13 protein-coding genes and 2 pseudogenes are annotated in these 15,840 nt (G+C 60.4%); 1 reads left to right on the top strand and 14 read right to left on the bottom strand.

The window, feature by feature from the left end:
- Positions 1–179 precede the first annotated feature (179 nt).
- Genes DBIPINDM_RS00380 through DBIPINDM_RS00390 form a run of 3 tightly spaced genes read right to left on the bottom strand, consistent with a single transcriptional unit; the run spans position 180 to position 3,777 of the window.
- On the bottom strand, positions 180–1,181 hold the full coding sequence (locus DBIPINDM_RS00380) for a site-specific integrase (protein ID WP_258580971.1): 1,002 nt from the start codon (positions 1,179–1,181) through the stop codon (positions 180–182).
- Positions 1,178–2,548, bottom strand: a complete 1,371-nt coding sequence (locus DBIPINDM_RS00385; protein ID WP_258580972.1) for a tyrosine-type recombinase/integrase — start codon at positions 2,546–2,548, stop codon at positions 1,178–1,180. The genes DBIPINDM_RS00380 and DBIPINDM_RS00385 overlap by 4 nt, the downstream gene beginning before the upstream one ends.
- Positions 2,545–3,777, bottom strand: a complete 1,233-nt coding sequence (locus DBIPINDM_RS00390; protein WP_258580973.1) for a site-specific integrase — start codon at positions 3,775–3,777, stop codon at positions 2,545–2,547. Before DBIPINDM_RS00390 ends, DBIPINDM_RS00385 begins: the two co-directional genes overlap by 4 nt.
- Positions 3,778–3,903: 126 nt before the next feature.
- On the opposite strand from DBIPINDM_RS00390, the pseudogene DBIPINDM_RS00395 reads away from it, so the two are divergent.
- A pseudogene (locus DBIPINDM_RS00395) lies at positions 3,904–4,684 on the top strand (IS110 family transposase); the annotation flags it as partial.
- A gap of 229 nt (positions 4,685–4,913) precedes the next feature.
- Here DBIPINDM_RS00395 and DBIPINDM_RS00400 read toward each other — a convergent pair.
- The 11 genes and pseudogenes from DBIPINDM_RS00400 to nifN form a co-directional block, all read right to left on the bottom strand.
- Positions 4,914–5,649, bottom strand: a pseudogene (locus tag DBIPINDM_RS00400) (IS256 family transposase); the annotation flags it as partial.
- A 474-nt stretch (positions 5,650–6,123) separates the two neighbouring features.
- Positions 6,124–7,137, bottom strand: coding sequence for a 1-aminocyclopropane-1-carboxylate deaminase (locus DBIPINDM_RS00405; protein WP_258581226.1), 1,014 nt, complete (start codon positions 7,135–7,137; stop codon positions 6,124–6,126).
- 331 nt (positions 7,138–7,468) lie between these two features.
- Positions 7,469–7,897: an exopolysaccharide production repressor protein gene (locus DBIPINDM_RS00410; protein WP_318036878.1), complete on the bottom strand. Its 429-nt coding sequence runs from the start codon at positions 7,895–7,897 to the stop codon at positions 7,469–7,471.
- Positions 7,806–8,123 (bottom strand): ferredoxin III, nif-specific, encoded by a 318-nt coding sequence (gene fdxB / locus DBIPINDM_RS00415; RefSeq protein ID WP_258580975.1) that lies wholly within the window; start codon positions 8,121–8,123, stop codon positions 7,806–7,808. Before fdxB ends, DBIPINDM_RS00410 begins: the two co-directional genes overlap by 92 nt.
- Complete coding sequence (locus tag DBIPINDM_RS00420; RefSeq protein ID WP_258580976.1) at positions 8,120–8,815, bottom strand: NifX-associated nitrogen fixation protein; 696 nt, start codon at positions 8,813–8,815, stop codon at positions 8,120–8,122. Before DBIPINDM_RS00420 ends, fdxB begins: the two co-directional genes overlap by 4 nt.
- Positions 8,816–9,177: 362 nt before the next feature.
- Entirely contained in the window at positions 9,178–10,086 is a 909-nt protein-coding gene (locus tag DBIPINDM_RS00425) for a TlpA family protein disulfide reductase (RefSeq protein ID WP_318036879.1), read from the bottom strand.
- Between the two features lie 1,612 nt (positions 10,087–11,698).
- A complete protein-coding gene (locus DBIPINDM_RS00430; RefSeq protein WP_258580977.1) occupies positions 11,699–12,586 on the bottom strand; it encodes a universal stress protein in 888 nt (295 codons plus the stop codon).
- Between the two features lie 96 nt (positions 12,587–12,682).
- Positions 12,683–13,471: a winged helix-turn-helix domain-containing protein gene (locus DBIPINDM_RS00435; RefSeq protein ID WP_258580978.1), complete on the bottom strand. Its 789-nt coding sequence runs from the start codon at positions 13,469–13,471 to the stop codon at positions 12,683–12,685.
- A gap of 27 nt (positions 13,472–13,498) precedes the next feature.
- Positions 13,499–13,978 (bottom strand): NifX-associated nitrogen fixation protein, encoded by a 480-nt coding sequence (locus DBIPINDM_RS00440; protein WP_258580979.1) that lies wholly within the window; start codon positions 13,976–13,978, stop codon positions 13,499–13,501.
- Positions 13,979–13,995: 17 nt separating this feature from the next.
- Positions 13,996–14,490 carry a nitrogen fixation protein NifX gene (gene nifX, locus DBIPINDM_RS00445; protein WP_258580980.1) on the bottom strand — a complete coding sequence of 165 codons (495 nt, stop codon included), beginning with the start codon at positions 14,488–14,490 and terminating at the stop codon, positions 13,996–13,998.
- Positions 14,456–15,838: a nitrogenase iron-molybdenum cofactor biosynthesis protein NifN gene (gene nifN / locus DBIPINDM_RS00450; RefSeq protein WP_258580981.1), complete on the bottom strand. Its 1,383-nt coding sequence runs from the start codon at positions 15,836–15,838 to the stop codon at positions 14,456–14,458. The genes nifX and nifN overlap by 35 nt, the downstream gene beginning before the upstream one ends.
- Positions 15,839–15,840: the final 2 nt, after the last annotated feature.

Consider the following 15,840-nt stretch of genomic DNA (forward strand, 5'->3'; position numbering starts at 1 on the left):
GACCAGCGCGACAGACGACGCGATCAACACCACGCCGGCGGCCCACACCTTCCTTGCCGCTCCGCGATCGCGGAGCGGGTTAGTCCAACTTGACTAATCGTGAGGTCGCAGGAATGTGAAGGAACGCGTGCAGATTGGCTTATTTGTAACGTTTTCCGCTCACATTCCTTCGCATTATTTCAGGGGCTGTCGAGCCAGGCGAGCAAGCTCGCTTCCCGTTTCCATGATGGCGGATGAGTTGCCGTTGCCGGAACGCCGACCTGTTCCAGGGCCCTTCGCTTCGTTTCCAGATTGGCCTTCGCGTAGTGGTTAGTGGTGTCGAGGCTCACGTGGCCAAGCCAGCTGCGGATGACCGTGATGTCGACGCCCGCCGAGACAAGGTGCACAGCGGTGGCGTGACGGAAGCTGTGTGGCGTCACATGCTTGGCTCGCAGTGATGGCACAGTTTCGGCTGCCGCTTTAACATAAGCCACAAGCTTGAACTGGACGCCCGAGGCGCTGAGCGGCTCGCCGTAGCGATTAACGAACATCCGCTCGTTTGGCGCTCGCGGCTGCCGCTCCAGCAGCTTTTTCAGCAGCAGCGCGGTTTCTGGCCAGAGTGGGCAGATGCGCTCCTTACGGCCCTTGCCAAGGAGCCGCACGCAACCCGGGCTGTCGAACCGGATGGCCTCGGGACACAGATCGAGCGCTTCCTGTATTCGTGCCCCGCTGTTGTAGAGGAACGACAGCAGCGCGTGATCGCGCATGCCTTCAAGGGTCGAGCGGCCTGGCTGGGCAAGGATCGCCGTCACTTCCGCCGGATCCAGATAACAGGGTTCCGATACCGGCGCCCGCTTGCTGGGGATGTGGAGGATTTCCACGCACTGGGCGATCGATGCAGGATCCCTGGTCGCCACGAAGTTGAAGAAGCTGCGGATCGCGGCAAGCCGACAGTTCGAGCCGATCGTACAGCCGCGTTCTTGTTCGGCGTGCCTCAGGAACGCAGCAACTTCGCTGGCGGTCAGATCGACCAGCGTGATCATCGCAACCGTCTTTTTCGCGCGCTGTGCGACGAACCGCAGGAACAGCCGCCAGGTGTCGCGGTAGGATCGGACCGTGTGGACGGATGCGTTACGCTGCTCAACAAGCCATTCATAGAAGAACGCGCGCATCAGGTTCGGGAACGGGTTGGCCTTGCTCATGACCGCACCTCCTGCGCCAGGTTGAGGCATGGTGCGCCCACAGCCCTAAACCGCTCGTTGGCAAGATGCAGCAGATCCTGCGTGACAGTGATGTAGACCAGGGTCGAGTTGATATCCCGATGGCCGAGGTAGGTCGCGAGGAACGGTAGACGACCCTGCGGGTTGATGCCCACCCGATACCATTCCAGGATACGGTTCACGACCATCGAGTGACGCAGGTCATGGAAGCGTGGCCCGGTTCGCCCGTGCTGTGGTTTCAACCCGGCGCGACGTATGACGGCAAGGAACAGCCAAGTGATCGCTTCTGGTGTGTAACGGCGGGTGCGGCCCGGCTCGTGCCAGAACAGGCCGGAGCGCGGATCCTGCGATGCGCCGGCACGGCGCCGTGCATGGATATAGGCCCGAAGCTCGATCATCACGCTGTCGGGCAATGGCAAGATCCTGGTTTTGAAGAACTTGGTTTGCCGAACCGTGATCGTATCACTGTGAAGATTGACATCGCCAATATCGAGACGGGCGAGTTCGCCCCGCCGCAGGCCCGCGCAATAGGCCAGCAACAGCATGGTGTAGATACTCAGCGGGCGAAGCGGTGCCCGTGGTGACGGATAGGAACGAGCGATGTCGAGTATCTGCCGTACGTCGGCGGGCGAGTAGATGTGGGGTTTACGCCAATGCTTGACTACTTCCTTCTGCGGTCTCGGGTCCGGTCGGCGCGGCGGGATCGATGGGTCCCGGTGGCGAAAGATTTTCGTGAGGATACGCCTGAGATTTTCACATTCAACAGCGTGATTGCTCGTGGCTTTCTCCGCTGCCCAATGTTCGAGCATTACCCCGATTGGTTGATCCTGAAGTGCCGGATTCCACTGCAGGAAGTGGTCGAACCTCAACAATCTCTCCGACTGCGAGGAGTATTTGTATCCCCGATTGCGCATCAGCGCGACGTGCTCAGCCATGACCCCTCCCAGCACGCTGCCGAACGGCTGGGGTCGGCGCAGCTCCGCAAAAGCCTTTTCCGGATTGCGCGACGCCAGAGCGCGCCAGACCGGCATGCACTGCTTGATATTGCACGCTTCGCGCAGGGCAGTGATGGGGTTGCGGTCAATCGCCCCGACTTTCAGAAGGTGATCGAGGAACCGGTCAATGATGCGGGTACGGTGTAGCCGCGTCGTCGCTGCCCAGCATTCGGCCGATATCCGCAGCCACGCGACCAGCACGTGCTGATCGAGTTTGCCGTGGCGCTCAACGACATCCTGGAAGCCGTTCAAGACCTGACGGTAGCAGGTTTGGCTTTTCATGCTGCGTAGATCAAGGCTCGCGAGATAGCGGCCAATGGTCGTGCGATCGCGATCGGGCCAACGAGCGGTCATGCCGGCACCTCCGCGCCCGGCACATCAAGCGCGATGGCCCTGAGATCCTCGGTGGCAAGCTTGAGGTAGGGGACCGTCGACGCGGTTGAGCGATGCCCCAACAGGTCGCCGATGACCTTTTGCGGAACTGACGCGCGCAGCATCTCGACCGCACGCGCATGACGGAAGATGTGTGGTCCACATTTGCCTGGCGGCTTGATGCCGGCATGGCGGAGCCGTCGTCGGACCAGGCTGTATAGCTTCTCGAGCTTGCGATAGGGCGCGCGCGTGCGGATGAAGATTTCCCTGGCATCGGTCGCAGGCCGTCCGGAACGCAGATAAGCGAGCACGGCCTCGCCCACCGGATCCATCAGGGGCAGGAACGAGCAGGTTTGCGTCTTACTGTGACGGACACGGATGGCTTCGGTCCGCCAATCGATGTCCTCGATCCGCAGGTTGCGGATTTCTCCAGCCCGCAGTCCATAGGTTGCAAGGATTTGCAAGATCGCATGGTCCCGCAGCCCCGCCGGCGTCTTGTCCGTCCTCGCGGTTTCCAGCACCGCGGCGATCTGGCCCCGCTCCAGGATCGAGGGCACCCCTTCATAGGCGTAGAGGAGTGGCGCGATGATATGTGGTGACTGGTCGGTCGCAATGTGGCCTGTCCTATGGAGATAACGCAACAACGAGCGAAGCCGCTCCGCTACAGCTTTCAGCGAGCAGCGCGTCAGCTTCAACGCTCGCAGGTCCATATAGCGGTCGATGTCGCCGATGCTCAGGTCCATCAGGCCTTCGACACCGCATCGTTCGAGTTGCCAGGCAAGGAAGTGTCGAGCCTCCCACAAGAACGCGTCGATGCTGGGCCGGCCAAAGCCCCGCTCCTCGTGAAGCCAGGTCTCGTATTCGTTGCAGATTGTAAATCGCAGTGCATCGGCGGCGCAGGTCGCTTTCGGGGCTGGTGGCCACTGCCCCTGCACAAGCCGAAGCAGCGCGTGAATGCCGGCGCACGGAATCTGGTGCCAGCGCGGACCAGGACGTCGACCACGACGCTGCCGGAACAGGGCGACCGAATCGCGCAGATATCGCTCCACTTGGGCTTCGGTCACATCCGTGACCAGAATATTTCGCCGCGCAAGATGGTCGAGGAACCCGCGCGCATAAGCACAATAGTTTCCTACCACCACGGGGCTGTATTGTTGGCTGATCAGTACGGCTTTGAGCTCGGTAATCAGTTCGCAATCGGATTTCGACATCAATGGCTCCTCTGATGGTCAAAAGACCGCAGAGGTTCGCCGGAAAATAATGCGGAGCAAATCCCTCGACGAACGGCAGAATTGTGCGGATTTCACGCGTTCCTTCACATTCCTGCGACCTCGCGATTAGTCAAGCGGCAGAAGAACGACGCAGCGGATGCGGAGGCGATCGTCGAGGCAGCGCAACGGCCAACGATGCGCTTCGTCGAACCGAAAACCGAGGAGCAGCAGTCTCGGTCCATAATGTTTCGCACCCGAGAACAGCTGGTCAATCAGCGCACTGAGTTGGTCAACGCATTGCGTGCGCACCTTTGAGTTCGGCCACATCGCGCCTCAGGGAATTCGGTATCTGAACCGACTTGAATGTTTCGTTGAGGACGAGAAAGCCAATTTGCCTGATCTGGCCCGCGAAATCTGCCGCGATCTGCTGGACCGGATCTACCAGCTAACAGGCCGGATCGACGCACTGAAGAAGAAGATCGATGCTCTGTCGAGGGAAGCTGAGGCATCTCGGCGCTTGCAAACCATGCCCGGCGTTGGCCCCATCGCCGCACTGGCGATCGAAACTTTCGCGCCCCCGATGGAGACGTTCAAATGCGGCCGTGACTTCGCCGCCTGGCTTGGGCTCGTCCCGTTGCAGAAATCGACCGGCGGCAAGCAACGACTAGGAAAAACCTCGAAGATGGGCCAATGCGATATTCGACGCCTGCTCATCATTGGAGCCATGGCTGTGGTCCGATGGGCATCGCGGAAGGGCGCGCCCGAGGGCTCCTGGCTCGCGCGCATGATGCCGAAGAAGCCGCGCATGCTCGTGGCCATTGCGCTGGCCAACAAGATGGCGCGTGGCATCTGGGCCATGCTGACAAAGGAAGAGGATTACCGGAATCCGGCAACGGTGCCTGCATGAGCATTCAGCAGCACACCTGAACCGGTCCGTCGGGGATGTGAGGAAGGCCTGAACCGCATGGGCAAATGATCGATCAGATCGGGATCAGGAAACCAGAATGACGCACCGAGCCTCGCGCTCGCTTTCTAGATTTGGACCTGATCCGCGTATCACCATACCGGCCCGCGGCACGTCATGGCCGCAAATCAAGGCCTGACACAAGACCGCACTCGATCACGCGTTCAAAGGTTCAAAATCTTCCTTGCAAAACGGCTGGCATCCACACAAGCGTCATGTATCTGGCGCGCTGCACGGCCCATTCGTCGTTCTGTTCGAGCAGGAGCGCGCCGACGAGGCGGACGATGGCGTCATCGTTGGGGAAGATGCCGACGACCTCGGTGCGCCGCTTGATCTCGCCGTTGAGGCGCTCGATCCGTGCTATGCAGCTTGGCGCGGTGCTCTCTGGGGAAGGTCATGTAGGCCAGCACGTCGGGCTCGGCGTCGTCCATGATTGTCGCCAGCTTTGGCACCTTCGGCCGGATCTGGTCGGCGACGGCACGCCATTGGGTGCTGGCGGCTTCTGGCGTCTCCTGGGCAAACGCGGTGGCGATGAAGGCGGAGACGACACGGCGCCCGCTCTTGCCGGCATGGGCCAGCACGTTCCTCATGAAGTGGACGCGGCAGCGTTGCCATGTCGCGCACAGCACCTTGGTGACGGCCGCCTTGAGGCCCTCGTGCGCGTCGGAGACGACGAGCTTGACGCCCCTGAGGCCGCGGCGGGTCAGCTTGCGCAGGAACTCCGTCCAGATCGGCTCGACCTCCGAGGTGCCGACCATGCCCAGCACCTCGCGCCGGCCGTCCGCGTTGACGCCGACGGCGATGATGACGGCGACCGAGACGATGCGGCCGCCGCGGCGCACCTTCAGGTAGGTGGCGTCGATCCACAGGTATGGCCAGTCGCCCTCGATGGGTCTTTCAAGGAACGCTTTGCGTCAGAGCGGTCTCCGCCGAAGCTAGCCGGGATCGAGACGATATGGCTGAAATGGTTGGAGCAGGTGCCTCGTCTGCAGATCGGCGCACTGCATCTAGTGCATCAAGCCAGCAGCAAGAGCGACATGGGAAGGATAGTTCGATAACTTCGTAAAGCAGACAAGGTCGATCAGACAATCCCACAACAGCACCTTATATGGTCGGTACGAGGGATCGTATCCACCCTTCACCATAGGATAAAGTACCAAGATCAGCGATCTGAATCATCGGCGTGGCTTTCGTGCGGCCCCGTGGATCACCCCTCACGATCTCCCTGAAGTCTTCCGCTCGTAGCGACGCGTACCTTCGCATGCACGGGACGGCCGCGCGACCGCCTCAGAATGCTGGCATCCTCTGGGCCAGAGAGCCGGCTAAGCGGCCTCGAACGAACTTTGAGCGCATCGTCGGCACGGCAGGAAGGCGCAACCGCGTCAGCCGTTGCGAAAGGTGTAACCGTACCCGTTGATCGCCGGCGCGCCGCCGAGATGCGCGTAGAGGACCCTCGACCCCTCGGGAAAGAAGCCTTTCTGGACGAGGTCGATCATCCCTTGCATCGATTTGCCCTCGTAGACGGGATCGGTAATCATACCCTCGAGACGCGCACACAGGCGGATCGCCTCCTTCGTTCCCTCGGACGGAATCCCATAACTCGGGTACGCGTACTCCTCGAGCAACACCACGTCATCCTCGACGAGTTCCGTTTCGAGCTCGACGAGCATCGCTGTATGTTGGGCAATGCTGAGCACCTGCGCCTTGGTCTTAGCGGGGATGGCAGAGGCATCGATACCGATCACGTTGCGCTGTCGACCGTCCTCGGCGAATCCGACGAGCATCCCAGCATGCGTTGAACCTGTGACCGTGCAAACGACGATGTAATCGAAGGCAAACCCAAGCTGGTTCTCCTGAGCCCGCACTTCCTCCGCGAATCCCACATAGCCGAGGCCTCCATTCGGGTGAACAGACGCCCCGGCAGGTATCGCATAGGGCCTGCCGCCCCTTGCCTTGACCTCGTAAAGCGCCTTTTCCCAACTGCGGCGGATACCGATGTCAAAGCCCTCGTCGACCAGGCGCACCTCTGCTCCCATGATGCGGCTCAAGAGAATGTTGCCGACCCGGTCGTAGACGGCATCCTCATGTGGTACCCAGCTCTCCTGAACCAGGAGACATTTCATGCCGATCTTGGCGGCGACCGCGGCGACCATGCGGGTGTGGTTGGACTGCACGCCCCCGATGGTGACGAGCGTATCGGCATCTGACGCGATCGCGTCGGGAATGATGTATTCGAGCTTGCGCAGCTTGTTTCCGCCGAACGCGAGACCCGAGTTGCAGTCCTCGCGTTTGGCGTAGATTTCCACCTTTCCCCCCAGATGCTTGCCGAGGCGGTCGAGCTTCTCGATGGGCGTGGGTCCAAAGGTGAGCGGATAACGTTCGAAATTTTCCAGCATATTTTCTCCAGCAACAGGTGATTGAGCTGAACCAGCTCCGCCCTCGCTCACGGGCTTTTTGATTTGGAGCCAGCTGCGTCGTCGGACGTTGCAGAAGGCTCCCATTTTTCTTTCCAGCGCTGCGTTCGTCATCGAGACAAAGCCACCCGCATACTGGCGTGCTGCGACGGCTATTATGTGCCAACCGAACCCAAACAGCTGGATTCACGCTGCTAGACGGGCCAGGATGCGGTCACCTCTGCCCATTTCAAGCACACCTGTCGCTTGGACGGTCAGCTCGATGTCCCTGGTTGATCCAAAGTGGCGTAGATTTCCTATGGATCACGACGCTTCAGCAGGGAAATGCCGGGCCGAGTTGAGGCACATCTGAAGATTCATTCCTCACCTCATCATGGTCTGCCGGTTGGGATCGAACTTCCTTGCAACTACCGAAATGTTCAGCCCTTTGGCCAGCTCTGCTAGCGCAGCCAGACCGCCAGATCAGAAAGAGCACGCTTGCGAAATAGGCTATCTGGAGGAGCAGCGAACAAGCCAGCGTCGTGACGACCACTAAACGGATGGAATGCGAGGCGAAGTAGACAGCCACAGCGTTGCCGCACAGGACCAGCACAAACACGCCACAAAAGATTCTAAAGGGCAACGCCGTTCTCCTGGTTTGTCCCATCAAGTCATGCTGCGACCTGGTCGGCCGCAACATGGGTCTGGCAGTTCTTCGGGCAGACGCGGGCGCAGGCTCCGCAGCCAATGCATCGGCCGGCATTATCGACAACCATGATCATGCGATTGAGCTCGCCATCGAAGTCGTCGTCTTCGCCGTCGCAGACGCCGAGGATTTCACCCGCGTCATCGACGCCGTGAAGGTGCATGACCTCGCGCGAGCAGACCTTGAAACAGCGGCCGCAGCCGATACAAGTCCTGCCATCTATAGCGGTCAGATATTCCGGCAGCCATATGGAGCCGTCGCGGGTGGTGAATGTGCTCCTCATCGTAAATTCTTCATTGCAGCGAGCTCTCTCTTGGCATCATCCAACTCGGCAAAAACGGCGTACGCTTTCTCGGCAACCTCCTCTATCTCAGTCCATTGGACCGGGAGATCCTCTGCAAGGTCGCGCAATTTCATCTTCGCAACTGCCGCACGCAGCTGAAGCTTTCGGACTTTCTTCCCCATCTCATCTAGGTTTGACATAAATCCTTCCTCGAAATCAGTTTCTTCACGGCCGCGCCACGGCGGGAAGCCAATAGCTGCAGTCGCATCGTCGACCAGTTTCGTACCGGCCTCCGCGAGTTTCCGGAACGTCTCGAAGCCAAACCGGTGGACGTCTCGACAGAACGACCAACCGCCCGGCCGTGGAAACCAGGCGCCCGAAGCCCCCATCGGTTTCATCTCCTTCATTGGCGATGTGATCAGGCCGGAGCGCTCCTCGATGGCAAGACTGACGGCGGTGTAAAACATGTCCAGCCTCCACAGCACGTCCGGATCAGGATCGCCGATGATGGGGATGGCACGGCGCTGTTCCTTCGTGATGATGAAGCCGGCCAGCAGCTCGGTGTCAGCCTTGCCTCGCCATGAGCCGTCAAAGTCTTGAGCACGGATCAGCCGCACGAGGCATTTGACAAACGGGGTGGCAAGGGCCGCCTCGTGCTCGTTTACAGCAGGGCTAACCGCGGCATCAGACATTTCACCTTCTCCTCAATTTCAGTCCTCGTCCTCGAAGGAGGATTTCTGTTTTCGGGGACCCCTGCTTCGGGCACACTTGCGCAGCCGACGTCCGGCTCCGGGCGGCCGATTCCACGCAATTTATGTCCCGCTGGCCGATCTTGAAGAGGTCCTCGACTGCGGGGTCTTCCACCGCGGCCAGAATCGCGTCGAGTATCCCGTCTCCCGCGATGCAGCCGGAGGGCATCGCAAGTTTTGAACTCCAACCTGCGGCAAGCGATGCGCCCTGTGCTGCAATGGACATACTTACCGCGGGCCCGCCGCAGAAACTGGACGAATTGGCCAGGGTTCAATTCCAATTGTCATCCCTTTGCGATCTTTGCTCATGAGGCGACTGCGGTTTGATTGTCAGGAGCCTTGTTTTGCGGAACCACACAAAGATCCGCGTAACAGGCGTTTTCACCCGTGTAGTTGGCCAGGGCTTGGAGCAATGGGCTAAGGTAGTACTGTTTGATGTGGTCCGGCATTGTCTCCGGATCACCCAGAGATTTCAATGCCACCTCGATCAAATCGATCGCGCGATCCTTGTCGCCGCTCTCGTAATAATACTGAGCGACCGGGAGGTACCAACGGAATTTAAGGGGGCCGTCGCCTTGTGGAGGATTGAGTGTCAGGATCTGTTCCGAGAGCTTGTCGCCCATCGCAAAGCGCTCAGCACGGGGGAGATGGGAGTTGTCCATTTCCGGATCGAAGAGTTGGTTCAGGGCCATGACCATCCAAGACACGGCCACGAATTTTTTGTCGATCGCGTCCTCGACTAATTGGCGCATGGCTGGCAAGCCGGCCCGCATGTCGCGCCGCTTGTGAAGCAGTAGATTCGCATGAGTTTCCCGGAACCCGCTATCATCTGGCATTAAGGCGAGGCCTTCTTCGATGGCCGTGAGTGCCGCCATCCAATCCTCGGCCTCCATCGCCGGCCGAAGTTTGGCGTATATCGGCATGGTCAGCGATAGTTCGCGCGCTGTGCGTTGGTCACTAGCGACTCGCCGTGTATCGGCGGCTTTCGCTTCATCGCTGCTGCGCCAGCTGCCGTTAAGAACCTTCGGCAAAACGTCCTCGAGGTCCGCCGGGTGGCCGATAAAGGCGATGTGGCCGTCCCGGTCGACCACGAACGAGGCCGGAATCCCGACAGACAAGCTGGGTTCCATCCAAAGCTTGTTCATTTCGCCTGTGTAGTCGAACGCGATCCGATAGTTCAGATTCGGGAACCTCTCGGTCAGCCAAGCATCCAAGCTGGTCCGCGCCTCCTCCGCGGTCGGGCCCTGTTCGCTAGCTGCGACTCCGACGACCTCAAATCCGCTGTCTCGATATTTCTCCCTGCAGCTGCATCAGATGAGGCATCGCCGCCACACAGGGTCCGCACCCAGTCGCCCAAAATTCTAGGAGGTACACCTTGCCGGGCTGGAAGTTCGTGAGGGGCTCGCCACGCAGCCAGTCGTCCACTTTGATGGGAGGAGCCGGGGACTCCATACGCAACACCATGTTGTTCTCCAAAGCTATTGCCAAAGATTGCGCGCTTTATGCGCGAGCTTGTTTCCCCGGTAGAGACGGGGCAGAAGGTTCAAGGAAAGGAGAGCATCGCTCGTCTTGTTCGTCTGCATGCAGTCAGCCTTCACTCAGTGTTGCCGCATCTCAATTCGCAAAGGCCGTGCCAGCACGCTCAGCGCGCAATAAGCCCATGATTGCGCTTTGAAAAACCTCCAAATGTCCAAGATGTCCGGTTGTATTGAACCCGACATGTTTTCTGCCGCTGTCAGGTTTTGGACACGCATCACGCGCTTCGCGCCGCCGGAAAAAGCGTGGCCTCGGACGACGCAACATATATTCGGATTGAGGGACGAGCAGATGGACATCATGACTGCGCGGGCTACCGCCATGCTCTTATCATCGTCCGCTTCACGCCACCTGGCCTGAGCTCTTGCCGTTAGGGTCCCTCAGGCGGTAGCGCATCCCGCCATTTGCGATTGCAAGGTGCCGCTTCATCCGAGCGCGGCCTGTTTCCTGCCCTCTTCCGCCCTGCGATTGAATTCCTAGCTGGCGGCATAGGAGTTCTTCACAACAAGCCGGTCCAGCTGCGGCTCGCGAATGCCACCATCGTAAGATTGACGATGATGCTCGTGGCGACAGGCGCGGATGAATGCCGGCATGTGCCGGCCGGTGAACTCCCCGAGATTCCTGCTTCGTGTCGTTATCTTCGGTGGCGCCTGTGCACAGGCGCCACAGGGACCGCCTGATGCGGATGTGAGCGTTGTCGGAATTGACCAGCCCAAAGACCGCTCAGTCGCCACGCGGTCGGGCCGGACCGGCTGAAAACGCTGAAGATGCGGCCGTCCTCGCCGCTAGTGGCTACCCTCCCAGGCGATGACAACGTGATTGATGCCATCGATTCACGCCGACTACGGCCAAGAGCACAACCGTCTCGACTTGAAGTTGAGAGCCTCGGCCACGGCACGGTCTTTGCGTCGTTCAGCTCCCAGCCAATAGTGAAGGAGATCGCGATAGCGCGCATGCAATGCCGTTACGGCTCCGAACTCGGCCTGCCGCTGAAACGGCTCTCCTTCTCTCCTGACGCCGACCTGCGAAGCCGCTGTTTTGGCTCTATTGAGGAGCGCCTCTACCTCTGCGCGGCGGGTGGTCTCCGCGTACGGATCACCTCGGGCGAGCAGAACCCCCGAGCGCGCGCTAGACACGTCCGGGATGTTCTCGGCGACGGCGCGTGCACATTGGCTCCGAGGAGCTTCGCGAAATTTCCCGCGTTTGCCGTGACCCTTCTCCCAATTGGCAGCAGGATCGGTGACCAGGAGAGTCGAGCTTTGAACAGCATCGGTGCAACTCCCGAACCAGTCATCGAGCCAAAAACAGCGGCAATGTCGGCTTCTCAAAGATCCATCTCGTCGCACCGCCAAAGAGCCGCTCACGCAGCCGGCGGCTGCCATAAACGCCCATGACTATCATGTCGGCAGAAATGTCGATTGCGTGCTGCGCAAGCACCGTGGCCGCCGGTTTGCCGGCACTTGGCAGTAGGTCAACCGACACCCGAGCACCGTGCCGAGTGAGATAGGCAGCGATGTCGGCTCCAGGCTCCGCGCCGTTCCCGTTGTAGTTCGCCTTCGGATCGACCAGGGCGACACGAACTTCCTCAGCAACGCATAGGAGACCCAGCGCTTCCCGAACAGCACGGGACGCCTCGAGTCGTGAATCCCAACCGACCAGGACGCGCCGTGGCCACAGGGTCGCCTCAGCGCCCTTCGGCACAATAAGCACCGGCTTTCCCGTATCGAATAAGCTGCCGTTTATAACAAGAGGTCCGAGAATACTGTCGTTGAGAAGTGCGGGGCCAACAATTGTCAGGTCGGCGCAGAGCGCCCGCTGTCGCACAACCTCACCCACGCCGGTCGCATCGCAATAATCGGTATCGACGTCATAGGAAAGGCACAAGGCTCTCAGCAGCTTCTGGATATCCTTGGAGCGCTTTTCCTGTCTGGCCACCTCCTGTGAAAACCTGTCGATTTGCCGAAACCGATTGTTCAATCTGGCAATTGTCTGTCCACGTCCCGTAGGCCACTCGGGGATACCATCTCCGATCGGCGGATATGACATAGCGAGCATCGGAGCCGGTATAATCCGTACGGAAAGGTGCGCGCCGACTTCGGCACACAAGCCGGCAGCAGTTCTGATGTCCTGATCGGAATGGTCGGCGCCGGTCACACAGAGTACGGTTTTAAAACCCATTTGCCTGCTTCTTCCTGAGTATGCGTTTAGGGGCGTTTCAGGCCGCAAGACCGGCTCACGGCGAGGGTGGGAGTGCCACCACACCCGGCACTTGATTCAGTCGGCCGGCTTCTCGAGCGAGTAGCCGGCCGACCTGACGGTGCGAATGTCGCTGTCGGGCGAAGCTGACTTCAGGGTTTTTCTGATCCGGCTGATATGGACATCGACGGTGCGTGGTTCGACATGGATGTTGTCCCCCCAGGCCCTGCCGATAAGCTCCTCCCGGCTGAAGACCTTGCCGGGAGCTTCAATCATAAGCCGCAGCACGTTGAACTCGATGAGTCCGAGGTGAATGTCGTGGCCATTGCCGCGAATCCGGCGGGCATCGAGCTTCATCTCGAGGCCGCCACAGGTGAGCCAGCCGCCGTTTTCAAGACCATTTGCGCCCCGCTTCGGCAGCGCCAGCCTCGCCCGTAGACAGTCGAGCAGCTTGGCCGGGTCGATCGGCCGCACAAAGATCTCGTCAATGCCAGCTTTCAGGAGATCGAGGTGCTGGTCATCGGCGCCGCGCGCGATCAGGGCAATAACGGGCAGGTCGGCCGTCCGCGGCTCCTCCTTGAGGCGGGCGCAGATTGTGGCTCCCGTCGCGCTTGCTGGCACGCAGTCCAGCACGACGGCGTGGAACTCCCGTTGTTCGGCCAATACAAATGCTTCCTTCGCGCAGCCTGCCTGCTCACTCGCGAAGCGGTCCGCCTCCAGAATGTGGCTATAATTCAGATAGAACTCCGCATCTTGCGAACAGATCAAAACGAGTGGCTTCATCGGCGCTACCCCAAGAGCCCCCTCATCGACCTGGCCCGCCTCGGCTTCCGTGGGCTGGCTATCGCGCTCGCTCAAGATTGTCATGGCCCCCTTGCTCGAAGATCCGCTTCATCACGCACGCGCCACCTCGGGATAGGTCTCGATGGTAGCGATTGCGTCGCCGACCAGTTTCGTGCCGGCCTGAGCGAGCTTCCGGAACGTCTCGAAGCCGAACCGGTGGACGTCGCGCAGGGTCTTCGAAAGCACGACCAGCCGTCCGGCCGTGAAGAGCACGCGCCCAAAGCCCTCATGGCTCATCTCCATCATCGGCGATGCCATCAGGCCGCAGCGCTCCTCGATCGCAAGCCCGACGGCGGCATAGAACTTATCGAGCCTCCACAGCACGTCCGGATCGGGATCGCCGATGATCGGGATCGCACGGCGCTGTTCCCTGGTGATGATGAAGTCGCCCAGAAGCTCGGCATCCGGTTTGCCTTCCCATGACCCGTAGGAATCCTGAGCACGGATCAGCCGCACGAGGCATTTGACGAACGGGGTGGCAAGCGCCGCCTCGTCCTCGGCGACAGCAGTGCTAGCCGCGGTATCTGACATTTCGCCTTCTCCTCATTTCAGTCGTCCTCGAAGGACGGTTTCTTCTCGGCGACGCCTGCCTCCGCCAGCACCTTGCGCAGCCAGGGGGGAGGACACGTCCTGAGCATCATCTGCGTGCGCAACAGCACCTCCTGGATGGGTTGGGGGTGCGGCACCTTGATCGGATGGATTTTTGCCGAAACTACCTTGGCCGCCGAAGGCCCGCCGATCGCCAGACAAAACAGGAGATGACAGCCCTTCAGCGCCTCCACCTTCGGCGTGATGCGGTCATCGCCCTCGCTCCGATGCTCCCCGCTCTCGTCGGAAACGTCATCGAAGGCCACGGCTTCCACGAGGTTCCATTCCACGCGCGTCACGTCGTAGACAGCAAAGCGCTTGGCCGACCCGAAATGGGCATTGAGGTCCTTCATGTCTTGCGTGGCGATGGCCACGCGCAATGCGCCTGCTCGTCTTTCGGGCATCGGTGCGTGAACCTCGTCAGTGACGAGTGAGAGGCGACGAACGGAGCTCATCTGGCATTTCTCGCTTACGGAGTGGATCAAGTGCCTCAGGCGTCGGCGCGTGCTGGTTGGCCTGGAAGATGTTGGCAACCTCGAAGATCAGGTCGCGGGTGCCCTGATAGAGGATTGTGAGCTTGTGCTGGCTGCCGAGCCGGTCGAAGACCGGGAAGCCGACGCGCATGAGCGGAATGCAAAGGCGCTGCGCGGCCTGGCGGCCATGGGAATGGGTGACGAGAAGATCAGCGCCGGCGGCAAGAGCTTCCAAATCGCCGAGATCGCCGATCTGAACGGACTGCGCCGGTACTTTTTCCAGAATTTTCGACATATCGGTCGTGGCGACCGCCGCCGCGATTTCGGAGCCCATGCCGATGAAGAAAGTCGCGAGTTGATAGAGTTGGTCTGGTTCAGCAGCGATCGCAATTTTCTTGCCTCCGAAATGGAAATGTCCGTCGAGTAACGCATCCTGCAATTGGCCCCGGCGACGGCGCACCCCGGCCGGCGCCGACGCGCCCGAAATCGCGGACAGCAGCGAGACGAACCGATCGGCGCCCTTCAATCCGGTCAGCGACTGGAACAGCACGTAAGGCACGCCGGTCAACTTCTGCAGCACCTGCGCCGGGCGGCGCATATGCTCGCCGATGGCGATGCAGTGTTCGGCCGTGCCAAGCTCGCGGATGTCCTCGACGCTGGTGCCGCCATAGGTGGTCGTGACCCAGCGGTCGGGCACGGTGCCGTCGAGCGAGCCTGAAACGTCCGGCAAAATCACCGGCTTCAGCCCAAAGCTTTCAACCATCTCACGCAAATGCTCGATGTCAGCCACAGTGAGGTTCCAACCGGGCAGGATTGCGATCTTCTTTGACTGCCGCGCCTGTTCACCGGGCCGTGTAATGCCTTCGATCATCGCCGTGACAGCCTTGGCCCAGCCCTCTTCGATCGCGCCGTCGAAATCCGGCGTGTTGGCCAGCACGATCTCCGTGCCGGCGATTTCTTGCGCGTGCTTCAGCCTGATGCTGGCGATATCGCCTGCGCAATCTTCGCCACGGGTTTCCACCAGCGCCGTCGTGCAGACCCCGATCAGCTTTGGCTTTGTGCGGACCTTGAGGTTGAGGATCGCCTCTTCCAGATTGTCCGCCCCGCCGAGGATCGTCGTCACTTCGTCCATCGCGGTGGTCTGCAAGGGGATCGCTTCCTTGAAATGCCGCACGAAGAGCACGAGCGCGAAGCTGGTGCAGCCCTGGCTGCCGTGGAACAGTGGCATCGCGCCCTTGACCCCAAGAAAGGCCAAGGCCGCACCCAGCGGCTGTGACGACTTCAGCGGATTGACGGCTGCCGATTTGGTCTGGGAAAGAATGCGGGCCATAG

The organism is Mesorhizobium sp. AR02, assembly GCF_024746835.1.
Taxonomy (GTDB): Bacteria; Pseudomonadota; Alphaproteobacteria; order Rhizobiales; family Rhizobiaceae; genus Mesorhizobium.

Coding starts and splice junctions, on each gene's coding strand:
- DBIPINDM_RS00380 (WP_258580971.1), bottom strand. CDS start 1,181: ATGAGCAAGGCCAACCCGTTCCCGAACCTGATGCGCGCGTTCTTCTAT.
- DBIPINDM_RS00385 (WP_258580972.1), bottom strand. CDS start 2,548: ATGACCGCTCGTTGGCCCGATCGCGATCGCACGACCATTGGCCGCTAT.
- DBIPINDM_RS00390 (WP_258580973.1), bottom strand. CDS start 3,777: ATGTCGAAATCCGATTGCGAACTGATTACCGAGCTCAAAGCCGTACTG.
- DBIPINDM_RS00405 (WP_258581226.1), bottom strand. CDS start 7,137: ATGCTGGAAAATTTCGAACGTTATCCGCTCACCTTTGGACCCACGCCC.
- DBIPINDM_RS00410 (WP_318036878.1), bottom strand. CDS start 7,897: ATGCCGGCCGATGCATTGGCTGCGGAGCCTGCGCCCGCGTCTGCCCGA.
- fdxB (WP_258580975.1), bottom strand. CDS start 8,123: ATGAGGAGCACATTCACCACCCGCGACGGCTCCATATGGCTGCCGGAA.
- DBIPINDM_RS00420 (WP_258580976.1), bottom strand. CDS start 8,815: ATGTCTGATGCCGCGGTTAGCCCTGCTGTAAACGAGCACGAGGCGGCC.
- DBIPINDM_RS00430 (WP_258580977.1), bottom strand. CDS start 12,586: ATGGGTTTTAAAACCGTACTCTGTGTGACCGGCGCCGACCATTCCGAT.
- DBIPINDM_RS00435 (WP_258580978.1), bottom strand. CDS start 13,471: ATGACAATCTTGAGCGAGCGCGATAGCCAGCCCACGGAAGCCGAGGCG.
- DBIPINDM_RS00440 (WP_258580979.1), bottom strand. CDS start 13,978: ATGTCAGATACCGCGGCTAGCACTGCTGTCGCCGAGGACGAGGCGGCG.
- nifX (WP_258580980.1), bottom strand. CDS start 14,490: ATGAGCTCCGTTCGTCGCCTCTCACTCGTCACTGACGAGGTTCACGCA.
- nifN (WP_258580981.1), bottom strand. CDS start 15,838: ATGGCCCGCATTCTTTCCCAGACCAAATCGGCAGCCGTCAATCCGCTG.